Source organism: Streptomyces anthophorae (assembly GCF_049310305.1).
Lineage (GTDB): Bacteria > Actinomycetota > Actinomycetes > Streptomycetales > Streptomycetaceae > Streptomyces.
The window spans coordinates 1,645,405-1,664,686 of record NZ_JBLWQQ010000001.1 but is presented as its reverse complement, the minus strand read 5'-3'; the positions used below and the strand labels follow the sequence as shown (position 1 = coordinate 1,664,686).

The following is a 19,282-nucleotide window of genomic DNA, read 5'->3' as shown; positions in this document are numbered from 1 at the left end:
ACAAGGACGAGCAGTGACCATGAAGTCGTGATCACGCTGGATGCCGGACGGCCACGCCCTGACCGAGGCGGCCTGCGCGGAGGCAATTTCCGGCACGCACAGGGCCGAACCGGTCTGCATGGGAGTTTTCACGTAGCGGGTCCGACGGCCGGGCCGAGCGGCTTCAGGATGGCCGCCCGGGTCTCCTCGAGTGGTTCCCGCTCCGCGGAGAGCAGTGCGTGCATGATCATCCCTTCCAGCAGTGCGTCGAGGCGCGGAGCCGTCTCCGGCCCGGTGAAGCGGGCCAGTACCGCCTGGCTGGACCTGGTCCGTTCCTGGGTCAGGGCGCGCAGGGCGGGATCCCGCAGCGCGGCCAGGTGCAGAGGTCACCTCGGCGAACAGCGCCTCGTACGCGGCGTTCCGCTGCTCGACGTACCAGGAGAACGCCTGGGTGCACAGTTCGCTCACGCTCGCGAAGTGGTACGTGACGGAGCCCAGCGGTACGTCCGCACGGGCGGCGACCTTGCGGTGCGTGAGCCCGGCGACCCCGTCTCCGACGAGCACGTCCAAGGCGGCGTCGAGCACGCGCTGCCTGCGCCCTGGATCGTGCCGGCGCGCGCCGCACCTCGCCGTCGGGAACGGACGTTCCTATCTGCTCCTGTGTGATGCCGTGCAGCCCGCACCCGCCGCTCCGCGCGAGTCGCCGCCGGTTCAGGCCGCGGTGAAGCCGCCGTCCGCGGCGAGCACGGCGCCCGTGACGAAGGAGGAGCGCGGCGAGACCAGGAAGCACAGAACCTCCGCGATCTCCCGCGGCTGCGCCACCCTGCCCAGGGGATGGGCGTCCGCGAAGGACGCGAGGTACGCGCGGCTGTCGGCGCGGAAGGTGTCCAGGAAGTCGGTTTCGACGACACCCGCCGCGACAAGGTTCGCGCGGATGCCCACAGGGCCGCCCTCCAGCGCCAGCACCTTCGTCAGCTGGGCCAGCGCGCCCTTCGACGCGCTGTACACGACTCCCTCGGGCAGGCCCACCGCAGACGCGTAGGAACCGGTGCTCACCATGGCGCCGCCGCCATGCTTCTCCATGGCGCGGAAGGCCTCCCGGGCGAAGAAGAAGGCGCCGCGGGCGTTGACGCCCATCACGCCGTCCCAGTCCTGCGCGGTGGTCTGCGTGAGGGGCTTGTTCAGCGTGCGTCCCGCGTTGTTCACCAAGATGTCCAGGCCGCCGAACGTCTCGACGGCGGACTCCACGGCGAGGATGGCGGTCTCCTCTTCGGTGACATCGCCGGTCACCGTCACGACGCCGGGGAACTCCGCTGACAGCGACGCCAGTTCGGGCCGGACGTCGAGAGCGACGACGTGCGCACCGCGGGCGTGCAGGAGTCCCACGGTCTCCTTGCCGATGCCACGGGCGGCGCCGGTGACGAGAGCCGTTCTGCCGGCGAACTCGGCGGACGCGGTGGACTCGCGGGTTGTGGTGACAGCGGTGGACGGGATCGTGGATGACATATGAATGCTCCCTGGTGAGCCGAGGGTTGGGCGCCAGTGCGACGGCGCGAGACAGAGGGGGGAAGCAGGAGGAGAGGGCAGTGGTCGCGCCGTCACCCGTCCCGATCGCCGGTCCGGCGTCGGATGAGGAGCGTCGCGGCCAGTCCCGCGAGCACGGCGGCGATGACGACTGTGGTGCCGGGGCCGTATCCCGCCAGAGGGTCACCACCCTTCGCCCGCTGTCCGGCTTCCACGACCGCGGTGACGAGGGCGAGGACGACGGCACCGCCGATCTGCATGAACGTGTTGAGCAGGGCGCCTGCCAGACCCTGGTCCCGGTCGGGCACCCCGGTCACCGCGCTCATGTTCAGCGCGGGGAAGGTCGCCGCGGTGCCGATGCCGTTGACGACCATGACCGGCAGCACCACGCTGAGGAAGGAACTGTCCGGGCCGATGCGGAAGAACAGCGCGTAGGACAGGGCGAGAAGCAGCATGCCGGTGGCGATCGTCCGGTGCAGACCGAACCGGGTGGCGAGCCGTCCCGCGAAGGGCGCCAGCGCGCCGTTGGCGAGGCCGAGCGGTACGAAGGCGCCGGCGGTCTGCAACGGCGTCCAGCCCAGCACGTTCTGCAGATACAGCGTGGCGAGGAACGCGAAGGACGTGTAGGCGCCCCACATGGCGAAGATCGTCAGATTGGTGCCGACGGTCCTGCGCCGGGTGAGGAAGCCCAGGGGAACCAGCGGCTTGGGCGAACGGGACTCGACCCGGACGAACACGACGAGCATGCCGGCCGCCGCCGCGAAGAGGACGAGGGTGCGCACGGACAGCCAGCCGTGTGCCGGAGCCTGCGTGACGGCGTAGACCACGAGTACGAGCGCTCCGGTCGCCGTCAACGCCCCCGGAATGTCGATCCGCTCGCGGGCGGAGCCCCGGCGGTCGGCAGGGAGCAGCCGTGAGCCCGCCAGCAGCGCCGCGGCGGCGATGGGCACCGGAAGCGCGAAGACCAACCGCCACGACAGTTCGGTCAGTACGCCGCCGAGAACGAGCCCCCCGATGAAACCGCAGGCACCGGCGGTGGCGTACCACCCGAGGGCACGGCCGCGCTGCGGGCCCTCCGGCCAGCCGGTGGTGATCAGGGAGAGTGCGGCCGGTGCCAGGAAACCCGCGGCGATGCCCTTGACCAGGCGCGCCGCGATCAGCAGACCACCGGTCGGCGCGAGCGCCCCCAGCACGCTGACCACGCCGAAGACGGCGACCGCTGTCAAGAAGGCGCGTCGCCTGCCGAACAGGTCGGCGACCCGGCCGCCCAGGAGGAGGAACCCGCCGTAGCCGAGGGCGTAGGCGGACACGATCCATTGCAGGGAACCCGGTGACATACCGAGGTCACGCTGGATGGCGGGAAGGGCCACGCCGACGTCGGACAGGTCGATGGCGTCCATGAAGTGCGCCGCGCACAGCACCAGCAGGGCCCAGGCGCCCGGCGCCGCGCGGCCCTCCGCGGCGGCACCGGTCTTGTCGGTTCCGTCGCCGGCTTCAGCGGCGATCGCTTCGGTCTGTTTCACAGCTCTGCCTTCCTCGGGTGACGCTTGAACGGCTCGGGGTCCGCGCCGCGGCGGGCTCCGAGCCCGCGGGCGTTGGGGACGGTGGCGCTGCCGCGCGCCCTCATGACGGCCTCTGGGGTCGGTCGTCGCGGTAGAGCACGAGGTGCTCGTGGTGCAGGACGCCGTCCCGGATGTCGCCCGTGGCGGTGAAGCCGGTGTCGTCGACGTAGTCGAGATGGTTGCCGCTGACCGTGTACCGGCCCGTGTAGGCGCTGCGCCGGTCTCCGCGGGCCTCGTCATAGCGCCCGTCCGGCAACAGCTCCTGACGGATGTGGCCGTCCGCGGTCACCCACATGCCGACCACGTCGGCGTTCTCGGTGTCGCGGTCGCTGCGCGATGCGCCTGTCATTCGAGACTCCCCTTCTCGGTAGGGCTCAGATGTCATGCCCGACCGAGTCTGCGCAGCTCAGAGTGGGGGTGCCAGGGTGTTCTCTGCCTGGGTGCGGCACACCCAGGCAGCCTGCCGGACCACCGCCTAGCCTGGCGGGCATGAAGGATGCGGCCACCGACGACAACCACCTCGGCGAGTTCCTGCGCGCACGCCGCGCCCGAGTGCGGCCACAGGACGTCAACATGGCGAGCCACGGCGTGCGCAGAGTCGCCGGACTGCGTCGCGAGGAGGTCGCCGTCCTCGCCGGAGTCAACGCCGACTACTACACCCGCCTCGAGCAGGGACGCGAACGTCACCCCTCACCCCAGGTGCTGGACGCGCTCGGCCGTGCCCTCCTGCTCGACCTGGACGCCCGCGAGCACCTGCACCGGCTGGCCGGAGTGGCACCGGACGGGCCGGGCCCCCTCCACGCCACCGAGCGGGTCAGCCCCGCACTGCGTGAGCTGATGGACGGCTACGCACACACCCCGGCGTTCGTCATGAGCCGCACCCTGGACCTTTTGGCCTCCAACGCCTTGGCCGACGCGCTCTACGCCCCCTTCGCCCCCGCGGACAATGTGGCCCGCATGACCTTCCTCGACCCGGCCGGCCGGCAGTTCTACCGGGACTGGGACCGGGCCGCCCAGGCGGCCGTCGCCAACCTGCGTCAGGCCCACGGCTTCGATCCCGGGAACCCGCGCCTGCACCGCCTCGTGGACGCCCTGAACGAGCACAGTGCCGAGTTCAGGCGGTTGTGGGCGCAGCACGCCGTACGCGGCAAGACCCAGGACGCCAAGCAGCTTCTCCACCCGGACGTCGGCCCGCTCTCCCTGACTTATCAGTCCTTCGACGTCCGCGACGCGCCGGGCCAGCAACTCGTCATCTACCACGCCGAACCGGGCAGCGCCTCCGCCCAGGCGCTCGCCCTCCTCGGCTCCCTGCACGCCGGCGCGGGGCGGACTCTGCCCGGCCGCGCCGGGCAATGAGGAACGACGGGGCTGCCCGCCCGGCCCTCGGGGACCTCCGCGATGCCGACGCGCCGTCATGCGAGACCGCGCCGATCGGAGTGGACCCTTCCGCGGAGACGGATGAGAGTGGCCTCCATGACTACTCCGCTGCCCTCGGCCGTCCGTGCCTTCTTCCTCGTCAATGAGGGAGTCGCCTTCCTGCTGGAGGTGCTGACGCTCGGGCTGTTGGCCTGGTGGGGCTTCACCCGCGACGTCGGATGGGCGGGCTCCCTCGCCCTTGCCGCGGCCGCGCCGCTCGGCGCTGCCGTGCTCTGGGGGATGTTCGCGGCGCCGAAGGCGCGGTTCGCGATACCGTATGCCGCCCAACTCGGTGTGAAGGCCGTTGTGTTCGGCGCCGCCGCATGGGCGCTCCTCGCACTCGGGCAGCGGCTTCCATTTCTCTGGTTCACCGTGGTCGTCGTCCTCAACACCGCCCTGGCCTCGTACTACCGCACACGTTCGTGAGGCCGGAAACGAGGTCACGTACAGGGCGGTCACTGAGACCGAACCGGCAACGGGATCACGGCTCAGCCCGCATTGTCCGGCAGCAGGAATGCGCGGCGCTCCTCGGCGCTGAGCGAGCGGAAGACTCTTCTGCGGGCGCGACGGAGCAGGCCGTCGAGGTCGTGCTCGGCCAGTGTCCAGATGCGTACGGTCCGGTCGCGGGAGGCGGTCGCGAGGCGTGTGCCGTCGGGGTGCCAGCTGAGGCCGTTGGCCCAGTCGGCGTGGACGCCGACCACGGCGATCTGGGTGGCGCTGTCGGGGTCCCAGAGCCGGACGGTTCGGTCCCGGGACACGGACGCGATCGAGGTGCCGTCGGGGGACCACGCCAGGTCCTGGACCGGGCCCTCGTGGCCGGTCAGGACGGCGAGTTCGGTGCCTTCGAAGGGGTCCCACAGACGGATCGTGCGGTCGCGGGAGCCGGTGGCCAGGCGGCGGCCGTCCGGTGACCAGTGGACCTTCCAGGCGTAGTCCAGGTGGCCGCGCAGGGTGGTGACGGCGGTGCCGTCGGTGGTGTCCCAGACGATGGCGGTGCGGTCCGTGCTGGACGTGGCGAGGTAGCGGCTGTCCGGTGACCAGGCCGTACCGCCGATCCAGTCCTCGTGGCCGCGCAGGATGTGCACGGTTGCTCCGGTGGCGGCGTCCCAGATGCGGGCCGTGCCGTCGCGGCCGGCGGTGGCTGTCCGCGTGCCGTCGGGTGACCAGGTGACGTTGGACAGCTCCTCGGTGTGCCCGTTCAGGATGATGCCGTCGTCGCTGGCGTCGGCCCTTCGCACAGCGGCGGCACCGTCGCGCAGGGCGGCGACCAGGCGGGTGCTGTCGGGGGACCAGGCCACGTCGGACACTTCACCGACGTGGTGATCGCGGCTCTCTCGGCCGGTGACGAGGTCGCGAAGGGTCAGAGTGCCGTCCTGGCAGGCAGAGGCGATGCGCGTGCCATCGGGCGACCAGGCGACGTGCAGGACCCCATCGGCATGGCCGCCGAGAAGGGTGGTGGATCGGGTGACGTCCCAGACAGCCGCGGTCCGGTCGCGGGACGCGGTCGCCAACCGCCTTCCGTCGGGGGACCAGGAGATGCCGTAGATGGTGTCGGTGTGGTCGGTGAACCGGACCTCGCCGTCGGTACCGTCGAGGTTCCATGCATAGGCTGTACGGCTCGCGTCACCACCGGCGAGGCGGGTGCCGTCCGGGGACCAGGCAAGGGAGTTGATGACCTCCGGGCCCTCCAGCGTTCGCAGCGTCTCCCATGTGTCGGTGTCCCAGATCCGTACGGTCCGGTCGCCCGAGGCCGAAGCGAGCCGTCGGCCGTCCGGGGACCACCGGACCGACTCGATGTTGTTCTGGTGGTCGGTGAGCACGGTGACGATGCTTGACGTGGTTGCGGCACAGATCCGTACCGTACTGTCCTCTCCGCCGCTGGCCACGTGTCTCCCGTCGGGCGACCAGGTCACGCTCCAGATCATGTGCTGGTGGCCGCGCAGCACCGCGGACACGCTGTACGTGTCGGTGTCCCAGATCCGCACGGCGCAGTCGCTGCCGACCGACGCGAGGCGGCCTCCGTCCGGCGACCAGGAGACGCCGCCGACGCCCTCTTCTCGCTCGCCGACCGTCTCTGTGTGGCGGAGGACGGCCTGTTCGGTCCACGTGCTTGTGGACCAGACGCGGACGGTGGAGTCCCTGCAGCCGACGGCGAGCCTGAGTCCGTCGGGGGACCAGGCCACCGCCTGCATCCAGGCGCCGTTGCCCTCGAGCACGGTCGGTTGGTCGCCACTTTCCGGGCGCCACACCCGGACGGTGCCGTCGTCGCTCGACACGGCCAGCCGCTGGGCGTCCGGTGACCAGGCCACTCCGGATGCGCCGCGTTCGAAGCCGCGCAGCACCGCGAGCAGCCGTGAGGCGCTCAGCGCCGTATGCAGCGCCTGGACGGCAGCCGGTGTGGCCGCGCATTCCTCCACCGCCGCAAGCGCGGCGAGCACAGCGGGCTCCGGCTCGGTGTCGATGCGTTCGAGCACTCGGGCGGCCACCCGCTCCGCCGTGCGTTCCATCGTCTCTCGGCGAGCTCGCAGCGACTGGTCCACGAGGTCCTCGACCAGTGGCGTGGTGCCGAGTGCCCGCGCGGAGTCGGCCACCCAGCGCTGGGCGGAAGCGAGTCGCTCCCCGGTCAGGAGATAGGCGTCCTGACGCCCGGCCCGGTCCCAATCCTGCGCCCAGCGCTCCAACTCCGTGCGGCGGTGCAGATCCTCACCGCGGGCATCGACTGCCCGGCGCAGCGGCGCCCACTGGCGGAACAACGCCTCGTGCGCCACGTCCAGGACGCCGCCGTCGCTTGTGAGCAGGCGTCCCGCGACGAAGGCGTCGGCGACTTCCTGCTCTTGGAGAGTGAGGTCGTCGCGACGGGTCCGCCGACGAGTGGGCTCGTTGCCGTCGACGGTGACGAACTGCAGCAGGGTGGGGATCACGGGTGCGTCCGCGAGCTCGGCGGCGATCTCGTCGGCCTTCTCCGACAGCGCTCCGGCTACACCGCCGAGAGCTCGGTAGGTCTCTTCGGTCACCGTCCCACCCGACCCTCCGGCGCGCAGATACAGCTCCTGGAGGGTGTAGGCCAGCAGCGGCAGGGCGTCGCCGCCGCCGCAGTCGTCGACCATGCGCGCGACGACGCCCGGAGCGAAGGTCAGGCCGGCCTGCTCGGCGGGCTTCTCGATGACCTCGTGCAGCGCCTCCCGGGCGAGTGTCCCGACAATCATCGGCTCGCGCACCAGCTCCGCGAAGCCCGCCTCCAGGAACCCGGTGAGGAAGTCCGATCGCACGGTGGCCACCACCCACAACCGCGGGTCGCGGCGCAGCGCGTCGCGCACGGTGGTCAGGAACGCGTCACGCTCCTCGGGCCCGGACAGGGTGAGCAACTCCTCCAGTTGGTCGATCACGATCAACGCAGGGCGCTCAGCGGGAAGTTGAGCCAACCGCTGTCGCAGGGTGCCGACCGGGTCCAGCCCCGGTGAGAACGGTGCTGCGACGGCCCAGCGTCCCCGCCGCCGGGCCAGCGCCGGCAGCAGCCCGGCCCGCACCAGGGACGACTTGCCACTGCCGGAGGGCCCGACCACGGCCACGAATCGCTGTGCCCGCCGCGGCGTTACCGGGTGCAGGCGCCCGACCAGGCCGGTGATCTCCCGGTCCCGTCCGAAGAAGACCGCCGCGTCATCCTCTGTGAAGGCTTCGAGCCCCGGGTACGGCAGCTGACCCCTGTCCCAGGTCCGGCGCACAGGCGACGGCCGCTCGAGGAAGTGCAGCGTGACCTGTCCCCCGATGAGCACCGCCAACGCAACGCCGATCAACGGCACCGACCAGTCCCGCAACAGCCGCATAATCAGCGGCACATGATCCGTCTCGCCTGTCGCGTAGTTCGTGGCCATCCCCAGCAAGGCCCCGACCAGCATGAGCAGGACATCGAGCATGAGCTTGAGGGGACGTCGATCCATGGATCGACAAACTATCTTGAGGAGAAGGCCAATTGGCCACGTGCCGCCTCATGGCGGGCAACGCCCGTCGCCCCTGAAGCCCGCGCATCGTGAAAACGTGCTGGTGAAGTGGGCTGGCGTGGGGGCGAGTTGCCGTCCGCACCGACCCGAGGTGGGCGACCGCCCCGGCCCGGGCCAGGGCGGTCGCCCACCTCGGGGAGCGTCCGATCATCTCCCGCGTGTCGTCCGGGGTGACCTCACGTGCGGCCGCCTGATGTGCTGCGCCCGGCCCGACCGCGATCGTCGGAACCGCGCAGAGCAGAAGGCCGGGATCGGTCGTCGGGTACCCAGACCCGTGCCCCACCTCCGGGAACGGTCTCGGCGTCTAGGCATGAAATCCGCACCTGGTGCGCGACCGGCGGATCGGCATACCGGCCGTCGCCATCGTCCTGATGCCCACGGCAGTCTTCGGGTCGCTGTTCATCAATGGCTCTACCTCTGATGGCCCGTCACGGTACACGCCGGACAACGTGCGTCGGCCTGGCCGCCACGGATCCCGACGCCGGCATCGCGCACCTCACCGTCAGTCATGCATCCCCCCTGACGGCTGCCGGCCGGAACGCGGCGACGACCCCGGGGTCATGGCCGGTGAACGTGAAAGACCCCGCCGTGGCGGGGGCCCGCGACGCCTGAGGGGTCGTTGCGATCTTCGTGTTGGTTGGTGGTTCGGTTCGCTGCGGGCCGGCGCGATCTCGGTGAACTCGCCCGCATGGTGGGCTGGTTGTCGCCCCGCCCCGAGGGGGCACGTGGCGCGCGCTGTACGCCGCCTCCTGCGCGTCGAGTTGGTCCCACGGGTTCATTGCGTCCGGATTCTCCGAGGCCCCGGCCCGGGCTCACCGTCGCCCAACGGTGATCTCCGCATCGAAAGACCGCTTGTGTCGCATCCGTTGACCTGGGACCCCGATGTGGCTACGTTCCCACATGGCATCGATGCCACACCGGTTCAAGCCGTCCCACAGGCCGACGTGGCGCGTTCAGTGCTGCCCTCCACGCACTGCTGCCCGGCATGCCGTTGCCCGTGCCCCATTTCTTACCGAGGGAGATGATGTGGTGCCCTCTGCCGCCGCCGAACCCGTTGGCACGCCACACCAGGAAACTGCCTCCGTGCAGTCGGCGTCGCCCGAGGCGACCCCGCCACGGGCCCGCCCCACGCGTCGCGCCCTGCTCGCCGGGGGTGTCGGCGTGCTCGCTGCGGCCGCGCTGACCGGCTGCGGCAGCGCCGCCGGCAGCGAACGTGCGCTGCGTGTCGCCTATCCCTTCTGGGGCGCCGACGACATCGTGCACCGGCAGATGACCGAGACCGCGGCCGCGTACGAAAAGGCCGCGCCCGGCCGGAAGGTCGAGCTGGTGCCGATCCCGGACCAGCAGGGCAACTTCGCCACCAAGATCGAGCTGATGCAGCGCTCGGCGCCGAGCGCGCCCGACGTCGTCTTCCAGGACACGGTGATGACCAACGCCGACGTCCAGGCCGGCTATCTGCAACCCCTCGACCGGCACCTGGCAACGTGGCCGGACTGGCACCGGTTCGACGCGACCGCCCGCTCCGCCACCCGCGCCGACGACGGGCGGATCTACGGGGTGCTCACCGGCACCGACGTCCGCGCGATCTTCTACGACAAGCGCGTCTTCGCCAAGGCCGGACTGCCGGCGACATGGTCCCCGCGCGGCTGGGACGACCTGCTGCGTGCGGCCCGCACCATTCGACGGCGCGTGCCGGACGTCGTGCCGATGAACGTCTACGCCACGAAGGCGCTCGGCGAAGCCACCACCACCCAGGGCCTGTTGATGCTGCTGCACGGCACGCGCGACGGCTTCTACGACGCGCGCGCCGACCGGTGGGCGGGCGACACCCCGGGGCTGCGCGACAGCCTGCGCTTCGTCGACACGGTTTTCCGGGAGAAGCTCGGGCCGAGCCCGCAGATGTCGTTCAACCCGACCATCCGCGACAAGCTCGTCTCCGAGATGCTGCCCGCCGGGCAGATCGGCATCGCGCTGGGCGAGGGCTCCTGGACACCCAAGAAGTGGATCAAGAGTGGTTCCGCGCCCTGGCCGGAGTGGACCGAGCACATGGGTGTGACCGCGATGCCCATCCAGCACGGCCCCGGCACGGTCAGCCTGTCCGGCGGCTGGATGCTGTCGATCGGCGGGCACAGCACGGTGCCCGACGAGGCCTTCCGCTTCATCGCCCTGGCCACCGGGCGCAAGCGGGCGCTGCAGTACGCGGTGGAGAACGCCCAGATCCCGGTGCGCCGCGACGTCCTCGACGTCCCCGCCTACCGCGACGCGCTGGCCACCAACGGCTTCTTCTCCGACCTGCTCAAGGTCACCAAGTTCCGCCCGACACAGGCCGAGTACCTGATGGTCTCCAGCCGGGCCCAGATCGCCATGGAAGACGTGATGACCGCCGACGCCTCACCGAGCGCCGCCGCCCGCGCCTACGCCGCCGGACTCCGTGACGACCTCGGGGCGGGCCAGGTGAGGGACCGTGTCTGAACTGACCCACGCCGCCGGACACCGCCCCGCCACCACCCCCCGGACCGCCGGCCCCGGTGCGGCGCCGCGCCGCCCGGCACCCTCCGCCCGCCGTCGCAGTGTCACCCGCTCCCTGCCACTGCTGCCCTCCCTCGTCCTGCTCGCCGTGTTCTTCGCCGGCCCGGTCCTGTGGTGCGTCTACGCGGCGTTCACCAACACCGCGCTGACCGGATCGGCCGCCCGCGACCCGCAGTTCGTCGGTCTGCGCAACTTCACCCGCCTGCTGGGCGACCACCAGTTCACCCTCTCCGTCCTGCTCACCCTCGTCTTCGCGCTCGCCTCCGGCGTCCTCGGACAGAACGGCCTCGGGCTCACCCTGGCGCTGCTGATGCGCGGCCGGGCCCGCTGGGTGCGCACCACGCTCGGGGTGCTGCTGGTCGGCGCGTGGGTGCTGCCGGAGATCGTCGCCGGATTCACCCTGTACGCGTTCTTCTCCGACGGCGGCACCCTCGACACGGCCCTCACAGCCTTGCACCTGCCCGCACCGGACTGGCTCGTCGACCACGCGATGCTCACCGTCGTCCTCGCCAACGTGTGGCGCGGCACCGCGTTCTCCTGGATGGTCTACACGGCCGCGCTGGACGAGATCCCGCCGGAGATCGAGGACGCCGCAGCCACCGACGGGGCCACCGGTGCCGCCCGGCTGTGGTGGGTGACCCTGCCGATGATCCGCCGGTCGGTGTTCACGAACCTCATGGTCGTGACCCTGCAGACGCTCGCCGTCTTCACCCTGATCTTCGTGCTGACCGGCGGGGGACCCAGCGGCGCCACCGAGACGATCCCGCTGTACATGTACCAACAGGCCTTCAAGTTCTTCCAGTTGGGCCAGGGAACCGCCATCGCCCTCGTGCTGCTCGCCCTCGGCGGCATCTTCTCCTTCCTCTATCTGCGCGTCCTGAAGCCGGAGTTGAATCAATGACCTCCACACAGCCCTCGCCGCTGTCCCTGACCCGGCTGACCGCGCCCGGCCGCTCCGCCTCCACGGTGCTCGTGTACGCGGTCCTCGGTGCCGTCGGTGTCCTGTTCGCGGCGCCCTTCCTGTGGCTGCTGCTGGCCTCCGTCGACTCCGAGGCCACCGCGAGCGCCGCCGTGCCGCACCTGACGACCGGGAACTTCCGCGCGGTCCTGCACTGGAGCACGAGCATCCGTCCCATCCTCAACAGCCTGCTGCTGTGCGGGGGAGCGGCCCTGATCAACATGTGCGTCTCGGTGCTCGCCGCCTACCCCCTGTCCCGCTACCGGCTGCGGTTCAGGCGGCCGTTCCTGTACGGGGTGCTCTTCGCCACTGGACTACCGGTCACCGCCATCATGGTTCCGGTCTACGAACTCTTCGTACGCCTGGAGCTGGTGGATTCGCTGTGGGGCGCGATGTTCTTCCTCGCCACCGCCACACTGCCGTTCTCCCTCTGGCTCACCAAGGGGTTCATGGATGGAGTGCCGGTGTCCCTGGAGGAGGCCGCCTGGGTGGACGGGGCTTCCGGCCTACAGTCGCTGCGGTACGTGGTGCTGCCATTGATGGCGCCGGGCATGGCGGTGGTCGCCGTGTTCACGTTCATCGGGGCGTGGGGCAACTTCTTCATCCCGTTCGTGCTCCTGCAATCACCCGAGAAGGAGCCCGCGGCCGTCGGCCTGTTCACCTTCTTCGGCCAGTACGGGACCGTCGCCTACGGCCAGTTGGCCGCCTACTCCCTGCTCTACTCGCTGCCCGCCGTCGTGCTGTACGTCCTGGTCTCGCGCAAGCTCGGCGGCGGCTTCGGACTCGGGGGCGGCCTCAAGGGCTGAACCACCACAACTTCCCGCACCCGCGTGAGGGCACCACTGCCTCCCGACCGCCACGCGACAAGGAAGCCATGAGAAGAAGAGCACGCACTCTGACCGCACTCGCCGTCACCGCGCTCGGCACGGGTCTCGTCACCGCGCCGGCCCCGGCGGCCACCGCCCCGGCCACCACCGTGGTCGCGGCCCCGGGCGCGAGCACCGGAACTCCCGAGGCGCGGGTGGGCGTCGACGCGCAAGGGGCGCCGACGTTACGGATCGGCCGCGACGGCCGTGAGGTGCTGCGCCCCTCGGCGATGGGGCTCACCACCACCACGTCCAACTGGGGCGATGACTTTACGGGCCCCACAGGTAGAGAGCTGGCCATGATATGCGTCCAGACAGTGACGGGCTGGGGCGTCGACTTGCCTGCCCAGCCTTGCCCCTGGCTATGAGCGAGGTCCGGGAAGCCATGGTCGGAGCCACGGCCAACGCCTGGCCTCGCGCCGCTGCACTGCGTGCATCTGGTGTTCCCAGGTGAGCACAGGCGAACTGCGGTACGCCCGAGCAGCAAGGGTATTGATGCGATCTTCAAGCTGCCGGAGCTGCGATGCGATTCTGTACAGCTCCTGCAGTCCCTTGCGCCCCCAGTACGCACAGAAGAGAAGGACTCCCACACCTGCGTAAAGGTGCGGCGCACCAAGGGAGAAGGGTCCCTTGGTGGTGATGACCACCGCCACCACCCCCACGACTGCGGTGATCTGCACTCGCTCTGCGACGCGCTGCTTGATCTCGTCTCGGAGTGTTCGGTACTCCTCCAGAAGGAGTTGGATCACGTCAGCCTCGTGCCCCGGAGTGCAAGGTTCGCTGCCGGATGTCATGCGCTGAGCGTCCCACTCAGACAGCGCCCTGTCGTGGGTCTCCGACAGGGCTGTGCATGCCCCGTGCCGCCGAAGCTTGCGTGTGTGACACAGAACCTCAGCAGTTTGGCTGTATGTCCCGGATGTGCTGCCTACCGAACCCACTTGGGGCTGCTGCACGTTCGTGTGACGCTTTTGACCTGCCCCGCCATGTGGGTAGGGGGCTGAGGTTACGTGGAACTGGCCTTACTTGTGCGGTTCTTGAGGTGGCTGGTCAGGGTGTGGAGCGTTGTCCAGGCGTCGGCGCTGGTGTCGTCGCCCAGCGGATAGTGGAGGGATGGCGCCGCGGCGGTGCCGAGTTGTACCGGCTTGATCGCGAGCGGTGGGCGGCGGGCGTGGGTGCGGCCGATGGCGCGGACGTCGGTGGCGCCGAGGGTGAAGGCGACCGGGAGGGGTGGGGCGGTCAGGAGTGGTGGCAGGGTGAGGTCGGCGCTTGCTGTGCGGAGTGTGGTGAGCATCGTGGCCAGGCTGTGGGCGTCGACGAGTTCGGCGGCGAGGGGTTCGATCGCGTCCAGGGGGACGGGCTCGTCGGTGGCATAGCCGACCGTGAGGGTGATGTCCTCGGCGATGCCTGCTGTGGTGCGTGTGGTGCGGTGGGTGGCGATGGCCGGGCGGTCCGGGGTGCCGATCGCGAGGGTGTGGGTGGGGTCGGGGGCGCGGTCGCGGGCCAGGTCGGTCAACTGGCGGGGCGACCACGGGAGGTTGATGGGTTCGGCGGTGCCCCAACCGGCCGGCGGTGTGCCCAGCAGGTGGCGCCAGGCGGTCTCCAGTGAGGCGCCGAGCGTCAGGTCCGCGTCGGGTGCGTGGAGCGTACGGAAGGACACCGTCAGCTGGTGCTCATGCGCAGGGGCGGTGGCGCCGGACGTGAACGGTGCGGCGAGCGTGCCGTCGCCGGTCGGTGCGAACGTGCCCTCCCGCCACGTGAGTTCGGCTCCGGACAGGCCGTCGTAGTAGCCGTCCTCCGGGTGTTGGATGACCCAGCGGTTGGGGGCGCCGCCCAGCGCTGTCCGTAGCGGGAGGGTGAGGCGGGTGTCGGGTGGTGTCACGATGTGCAGGGCGCGGTTGGCCGCGGTCGTGATGCGCAGGACGTCGGCGAGCCAGGTGGTCAGGCCCAGGACGGGGCGGTCCGCGATGACGACGGCCGTGGAGTCGGTCAGGACGTCCACGATGGGCAGTGAGCTCGTCGCGGCGGGCGTTGGGGTGATGGCGTCCGGCGGTGGATCGGATGCCTCTACGACGGCCGTGGTGTGCGTGCCCCGTGGCCAGGTGATGCCACCCAGCAGCACTGTCAGGCGGGCGGCCACCGACTCGGCGAGGGTCTCCGCCTCGGGGGCGGCGGTGGATGCGCGGAGTTCGGTCCACCAGAACGGTGGTTCGGGGGCGCCGTTTTCGGGTCCGAGCAGGCGTTCCGCCTCGCCCGCCGTGTGGACGAGGATCGGTGCTTCGACAGAGACCAACGGGCGGCCCGCCGCGGTGCACAGATGGATGACCGCGTCGTCGTCGGTGCTCGTCAGGGTGAGGTCGGGGCCGCCGGCGTGCAGGGCCGCGAGGAGGGCCGCGGGGTCGGGCATCTTCGGGGTGAGGGCGATGATGTCCTGGGTCACGCCGGTGCCTCCTCGTGAGATTCGGCTTCGGGCGCGAGGGCGGTCTGGATGAGTTGGTGGCGGCGTCCGCGGCGGGCCAGGGTGCCGCGGCCGGGTGGCTGTGGTGAGGCGTAGAGGCCGGGCAGGAGTTGGCCCTCGCTGCGGTCGCCGGTCATGACCAGTGCGGTGGCGCCGGTTTCGCGCAGGGCCATCAGGAACGGGTCGTACAGCGCGCGCGAGGAGCCCGCGACGCGGCGCGTGACGACGAAGTGCAGGCCGATGTCCTGGGCCGAGGAGATGTACGGCAGGAACGGGTCCAGAGGGTGTTGTCCGGCGGCGGTGAGGATGTCGTAGTCGTCGACGAGGATCACGATCCGCGGGCCGGCGAACGACGGCTCCGCCTCCGTCGAGTCCGGGTCGGCGGCCTCCGGGAGGCGCTTTTCCAGTTCCGTCGCGATGCCGGTGGCGAGCGCGTTCGCCAGCTTGGCGTTGTGGGCGTAGCCGCCGCGGTACGGCTCGGGGATGACACCTCGTAGGCCGCGGCGCGGGTCGAAGACGCCAAAGACCAGTTCCTTGTCTCCGTAGCGGTCGACGAGGGAGCGGGAGACGAGGGTCAGGAGGTTGGTCTTGCCGCACTCGTTGTCGCCGAGGATCAGCAGGTGCTGGTCGGCGCCGAACAGGTCCAGAACGGCAGGGGAGAGGGTGTCCTGGTCGAGGCCGATCGGTACCGTGTGCGGCTCGGCGGCGGTGGACGGCAGGCGTTGCGCGGGCAGGTGTGTCGGCAACACCCGTACCGGGGCGGCGAGTTCGCCGTGCCAGGTGGCGCGGATGGTGCGGGCGGCCTCTTCCAGGGCGGGGCCGATGTCCGTCGTGGTGGTCCTGGCGTCGATGCGGGGCAGGGCCGTGTGCGCGAAGAGTTTGCCGTCGGTGAGGGCGCGTCCCGGGGTGTCGGCGGACAAGGTCTCGGAGAGTTTGCGGTCGACGGAGGAGTCGGCGGGGTCGTTGAGGCGCAGTTCGATGCGGCTGCCGAACATGGACTGGGCGGCGATGCGGACGTCGTTCCAGCGGAGCATGCCGGCCACGACGTGGATGCCGTAGCCGCTGCCGCGCTTGAGGAGGTCGGCGACGGCGTCGTCGAGGTGGGCGAACTCGTCGCGCAGTGCGCCGTAGCCGTCGATGAGCAGCACGATGTCCGTGGAGCCGAGTTCGGGCAGGCGTCCCTGGGCGCGCAGGGCGCGCAGTTGGTCGACGGAGTCGATGCCGTGCTCACGAAAGGCGGTTTCGCGACGGTCCAGCATGGCGCGGACCTCGGCGACGGTGCGTGCGGCGCGTTCGTGGTCCGCGCGGCCCGCGATGCCACCGACGTGAGGCAGGTCCGTCAGCGCGCTCAGTCCGCCGCCGGCCAGGTCCAGGCCGTAGAGGGCGACGTCGGCGGGGGTGTGGGTGAGCGCGAGGGACAGGGCGAGGGTGCGCAGCAGGGTCGTCTTGCCGGACTGCGGGCCGCCGATGATCGCGGTGTGTCCGCCGGCCGTGTTGAGGTCGTGGATCCAGGGGCCCTGCCACTGGCGGGCCGGGTCGTCGAGGATGCCGAGCGGTGCACGCAATCCGCCTTCTGGCGTGGCGAGTTGGAGTCCGTCGGCTGTCGCCTGGACGGGCCCTGCGGCCGTGTCCAGGGTGGTCGCCTGCGGGAGCGGGGGAAGCCAGATGCGGCGGACCGTCGGTGCGGCGTCGGTGAGTTGGGCGACGGCGGTGGACAGGACCGTCGGTCCCGTCTCCCGCTCCCTCATCGCCGCCGGCTCGGTGTCCTCTGGCGAACTTTCCAGCGCCTGAGGTGTGTTGAAGGCGGGGTACGGCCATACGCGGGGTGTGTCGTCGGCCGTCTTGTGGAGTGCCGGGCCGCGGTAGGCGCCGGAGACGTAGCCCGCCTTGAAGCGGGTGTACGTGGAGGTGTCGACCTTGAGGTAGCCGAAGCCGGGCAGGGGCGGCAGGTGGAAGGCGTCCGTGGTCTCCAGGACGGTGCGGGACTCGTCGGCGGAGAAGGTGCGCAGGCCCAGGCGGTAGGACAGGTACGTTTCCAGGCCCTTGAGGTTGCCGCCCTCGATGCGCTGGCTGGACAGCAGCAGGTGCACGCCGATCGAGCGGCCGATGCGCCCGATCGACAGGAACAGGTCGATGAAGTCCGGCTTGGCGGTGAGGAGTTCGCCGAATTCGTCGATGACGACGAAGAGGTGGGGGAGCGGTTCGAGGTCGGGCCGCTCGCTCGCGCGCAGGGCGCGGTAGTGGCCGATGTCGGCGATGTTGCCCGCGTCCTTCAGGACCTGCTGGCGGCGCTTGATCTCGCCGGCGAGGGAGGTGTGGACGCGTTCGACGAGTCCGGCCTGGTTCTCCAGGTTGGTGATGACACCGGCGACGTGCGGCAGGCCGGTGAACGGGGCGAAGGTGGCGCCGCCCTTGTAGTCGACCAGGACCATCGCCAGGTCGTCCGGGGCGTGGGTGGCGGTGAGGGCGAGGACGAGGGTGCGCAGGAGTTCGCTCTTGCCGGAGCCGGTGGCGCCCACGCACAACCCGTGCGGGCCCATGCCGAGTTCGGAGGATTCCTTGAGGTCGAGGAGGACGGGCTGGTGGTGGTCGTCGAGGCCGATCGGGACGCGCAGGAAGTCGCGCTCGCCGCGTGGTGCCCACTGGCGGGGCAGGTCGAGGGCGGCCATGTCTTCGATGCCGAGGAGGTGGGGGAAGTCGACCGGGCCGGCGACGGGGGCGCCCTCGGCGGCGGATTCGGCCGACAGGCGCAGCGGGGCCAGGACTCGGGCGAGGGCCTCGGCTGCGGCCGGACCCGCCTCGTCGGCGAGTCCTGAGGTGCGTACGGGCTGTTGGGGGCGCAGATCGTCGACGACGATCCGGTCCTCGTCGACGACGATGCGCACCGAGACATGGTCGGGCTCGTGCCGCTGGTCGGCCAGCAGGTGGACCACGGTGACACCCATGGCATGGAGCGGGACGGCGGCGTCGGGGCGGGGCAGGTCGGCCGCGTTCTCGCCGTAGGTGTCATGGACGACGAGGAGCCGGTCGGTGAGGGCGAGGGCCCGCTTGTCGGCGAGGCCGCGACGCACCTCGGCGGCGTAGGTGGCACGCTGCTTGAGGTCGGCACCGATCACCTGGGCCAGCTGGTTCAGGTCGGGTGCGATGCGGCGCGCCGGGGTGGTTCCGTCCGGGGCGGTGTCCGGATCGAGGGCGTGCGGGAGCCACTTGGCCCACTCCCACTCCTCGATACGTTCCCCGGGCACGGCGAGCGCGAGTGCCGCGTCGTCCGGCGCGTGGGTGGCCGCCACCTGCATGAGCAGGGCGCGGGCGACGCGCAGCACTCCTGCGCGGTCACCGATGACACTGACATTGCCGGCCCGGTCCAGGGGGACCGTCAGAGGGTGGTCGGGTGTGGTGGCGTAGCGGGCCTGGAGGGCGCGGGCCTCGTTGAGCATGAAGGGGTCGGGCGGGGTCATCGCGGTGCCGGAGGTGTTCTGCCCGATGGCCAGGTCCTGTACGGGGACGTCGCCGACGCCGATGCGGGCCTGGAGGAAGTCGGCGTCGGAGCGGCGGCGTTCCCACAGCCGGGCCGGATCGCGCACGATGTCGTGCAGGGCGGCCGGGTCCGGGTGCAGGAAGCGGGCCGCGCGGCGGCGGTCGCGTTCGGCGTCGGCCAGCTCGGCCCGCAGCCCCTCCAGATACTCCAGGTACCGCTCGCGCTGGGTGCGCCGCTGGCGCTGTGCCTTGCCGCGCTGGGACAGGAACAGGGCCACCGCGCCGAGCAGCGCGATGACCAGGACGACGGCGCCGAGCCCGGCGAACTGGCTGGAGCGGATCACCGTCATCATCACGACCGAGCCCATGACACCCGCCATCGGCAGCAGCGCGGTGGCGGCACTGCCGGTCTTGCCCTCGGGCAGATTGGGCGGTGGCTCGATGGTGCGGGTCTCGATGGGCGGCAGCGGGCGGTGCGAGCGGGCCGGGCGATGGACGAGGTGCTGGGTCACCGGGTG

At 71.0% G+C, this 19,282-nt stretch carries 12 protein-coding genes and 1 pseudogene; 6 read left to right on the top strand and 7 right to left on the bottom strand.

Translation table 11 applies throughout. The features are described 5' to 3' along the window. Positions 1–227: 227 nt before the first annotated feature. The 4 genes and pseudogenes from ACNYS0_RS07480 to ACNYS0_RS07465 form a co-directional block, all read right to left on the bottom strand. Positions 228–323: pseudogene (locus ACNYS0_RS07480) on the bottom strand (TetR/AcrR family transcriptional regulator); the annotation flags it as partial. A gap of 367 nt (positions 324–690) precedes the next feature. Then, entirely contained in the window at positions 691–1,485 is a 795-nt protein-coding gene (locus tag ACNYS0_RS07475; RefSeq protein ID WP_422471887.1) for an SDR family NAD(P)-dependent oxidoreductase, read from the bottom strand. Between the two features lie 92 nt (positions 1,486–1,577). Next, positions 1,578–3,026: an MFS transporter gene (locus ACNYS0_RS07470; RefSeq protein ID WP_422471886.1), complete on the bottom strand. Its 1,449-nt coding sequence runs from the start codon at positions 3,024–3,026 to the stop codon at positions 1,578–1,580. 100 nt (positions 3,027–3,126) lie between these two features. Continuing rightward, positions 3,127–3,414 (bottom strand): Atu4866 domain-containing protein, encoded by a 288-nt coding sequence (locus ACNYS0_RS07465; protein WP_422471885.1) that lies wholly within the window; start codon positions 3,412–3,414, stop codon positions 3,127–3,129. A 140-nt stretch (positions 3,415–3,554) separates the two neighbouring features. Here ACNYS0_RS07465 and ACNYS0_RS07460 point away from each other — a divergent pair, with 140 nt between their 5' ends. Further along, entirely contained in the window at positions 3,555–4,421 is an 867-nt protein-coding gene (locus ACNYS0_RS07460; RefSeq protein ID WP_422471884.1) for a helix-turn-helix transcriptional regulator, read from the top strand. 117 nt (positions 4,422–4,538) lie between these two features. Continuing rightward, positions 4,539–4,907, top strand: a complete 369-nt coding sequence (locus ACNYS0_RS07455; protein WP_422471883.1) for a DUF2568 domain-containing protein — start codon at positions 4,539–4,541, stop codon at positions 4,905–4,907. 62 nt (positions 4,908–4,969) lie between these two features. On the opposite strand, the gene ACNYS0_RS07450 is transcribed toward ACNYS0_RS07455, so the two are convergent. After that, complete coding sequence (locus ACNYS0_RS07450; protein WP_422471882.1) at positions 4,970–8,419, bottom strand: NACHT and WD repeat domain-containing protein; 3,450 nt, start codon at positions 8,417–8,419, stop codon at positions 4,970–4,972. A 1,143-nt stretch (positions 8,420–9,562) separates the two neighbouring features. On the opposite strand from ACNYS0_RS07450, the gene ACNYS0_RS07445 reads away from it, so the two are divergent. From ACNYS0_RS07445 to ACNYS0_RS07430, 4 genes are all read left to right on the top strand, one after another. Beyond that, positions 9,563–10,951 carry an extracellular solute-binding protein gene (locus ACNYS0_RS07445; RefSeq protein ID WP_422471881.1) on the top strand — a complete coding sequence of 463 codons (1,389 nt, stop codon included), beginning with the start codon at positions 9,563–9,565 and terminating at the stop codon, positions 10,949–10,951. Between the two features lies 1 nt (position 10,952). After that, the gene (locus ACNYS0_RS07440) at positions 10,953–11,909 is read left to right on the top strand and encodes a carbohydrate ABC transporter permease (protein ID WP_422482492.1); all 957 of its coding nucleotides are present in this window, start codon (positions 10,953–10,955) and stop codon (positions 11,907–11,909) included. Continuing rightward, positions 11,906–12,772 (top strand): carbohydrate ABC transporter permease, encoded by an 867-nt coding sequence (locus ACNYS0_RS07435; protein ID WP_422471880.1) that lies wholly within the window; start codon positions 11,906–11,908, stop codon positions 12,770–12,772. Before ACNYS0_RS07440 ends, ACNYS0_RS07435 begins: the two co-directional genes overlap by 4 nt. 68 nt (positions 12,773–12,840) lie before the next feature. Further along, complete coding sequence (locus ACNYS0_RS07430; RefSeq protein ID WP_422471879.1) at positions 12,841–13,200, top strand: hypothetical protein; 360 nt, start codon at positions 12,841–12,843, stop codon at positions 13,198–13,200. Between the two features lie 635 nt (positions 13,201–13,835). On the opposite strand, the gene ACNYS0_RS07425 is transcribed toward ACNYS0_RS07430, so the two are convergent. Both ACNYS0_RS07425 and eccCa read right to left on the bottom strand, forming a co-directional pair. Further along, complete coding sequence (locus ACNYS0_RS07425) at positions 13,836–15,269, bottom strand: DUF6177 family protein (protein WP_422471878.1); 1,434 nt, start codon at positions 15,267–15,269, stop codon at positions 13,836–13,838. Beyond that, complete coding sequence (gene eccCa, locus ACNYS0_RS07420) at positions 15,266–19,276, bottom strand: type VII secretion protein EccCa (protein ID WP_422471877.1); 4,011 nt, start codon at positions 19,274–19,276, stop codon at positions 15,266–15,268. Before eccCa ends, ACNYS0_RS07425 begins: the two co-directional genes overlap by 4 nt. Positions 19,277–19,282 lie beyond the last annotated feature (6 nt).